At 74.7% G+C, this 1,379-nt stretch carries 1 protein-coding gene; it reads right to left on the reverse strand.

All coding sequences use genetic code 11. The features are described 5' to 3' along the window. Nucleotides 1-1,136, reverse strand: a 1,136-nt coding sequence (locus HMPREF0731_RS20835) for an ArnT family glycosyltransferase (protein ID WP_007006213.1), incomplete at its 3' end; no start/stop codon positions are given. Nucleotides 1,137-1,379: the final 243 nt, after the last annotated feature.

The following is a 1,379-nucleotide window of genomic DNA, read 5'->3' on the forward strand; positions in this document are numbered from 1 at the left end:
ACGCCGAGCGCCACCGCCACCAGCGCCAGCAGCCCGAGGCCCAGCCCGCGCAGCCAGCGCGGCGCCGGGCGGCGCAGCGGGTCCATCGCCCAGGCGGCGCCCAGCAGCATCAGCGCCGGGAACATCGGCAGGGTGTAGTGCGGCAGCTTGGTCGCCACCGCCTCGAACATCAGCCAGGAGGGGGCGATCCAGGCCAGCAGGAAGCGCGTGGACGGGTTCATCCGGTCGCGCCAGGCGGCCGGCAGGGCGCGCAGCACCAGGAAGGCCAGCGGGAAGGCGCTGAGCGCGAAGGTCAGCAGGTAGTAGCCGGGCGGGCCCCAATGCGCCTCCTCGCCCGAATTGACCTTGGAGAGCATGTCGCCGCCCACCGCCTCGGTGAAGAAGCGGCCCTCGGTGGCGATGCCGATGGCGATGAACCAGGGCGCCGCCATGGCCAGCATCAGCGGCACGCCCCAGCCCGGGCGCAGCGCCGCCATCCAGCGCAGCGAGCGGTCGGCGATGCCCAGCGTCAGCGCCGCCAGCAGCGCCACCAGCGGCCCGATCGGCCCCTTCAGCAGGATGGCCAGGCCGAGCACCGCCCAGAACAGCGCCGCCTGCCGCGCGGTGAAGGCGCCCGGCGCCAGATAGGCCCGCCCCAGCAGCCCCATGGCGATGGCCACGGTGCCGAGCAGCGCCGCATCGGTCTTGGCGATATGCGTCTCCACCACCAGCACGGTGGAGCAGGCCAGCATGGCGGCGGCGACGAAGGCCGCCCGCCGGCCGACCAGCGCCCGGCCCCAGTGGAAGGTGGCCAGCACCGCCGCCAGCGCGCCCAGCAGCGAGGGCAGGCGGTAGGGCCAGATCTGGTCGCGCGAGCCGAGGCCCAGCGTCTCGGCCACATGCACCGAGGCGGCCTGTGCCCAGTGGATGCCGGCGGGCTTCTTGTTGCGCTCCTCCTCGCCGAAGCGGATGCGGACATAGTCGCCGCTTTCCACCATCTGGCGGCTGGCCTGGGCGAAGCGGCTTTCGTCGCGGTCGCCGGGCGGCAGGGTGGCGAAGCCGGGCAGCCAGAGCGCCAGGCAGAGCAGGGCGAGCCACAGGCGCGGCCGGCGCGTCTCGGGCAGCCGGTCGAGCAGATCGGGCAGGGAAAAGGGCATGGCGCGCCGGCTGTAGAGCTTTTTGCCGCCGGAAGTATAGCGACAAAGCGTGAAGCGCCCGCGCCGATCCCTCGACAGGGCGGGCGCTTCCGGCTCATAGCAGGGGGCGATGAAGCCGCCCTCTCCCGCCTCCGCCGCCTCGCCCTCCGGTCGCCCCGCTGGCCGTCCTTCCGGCCGCCCCTCCGGTGGCCCCTCGGGCAGGTCCCCGGGCCGCCCGCCGCGCGCCGGCGGACCCCAGGGCGG

Source organism: Pseudoroseomonas cervicalis ATCC 49957 (genome assembly GCF_000164635.1).
Classification (GTDB): Bacteria; Pseudomonadota; Alphaproteobacteria; order Acetobacterales; family Acetobacteraceae; genus Pseudoroseomonas; species Pseudoroseomonas cervicalis.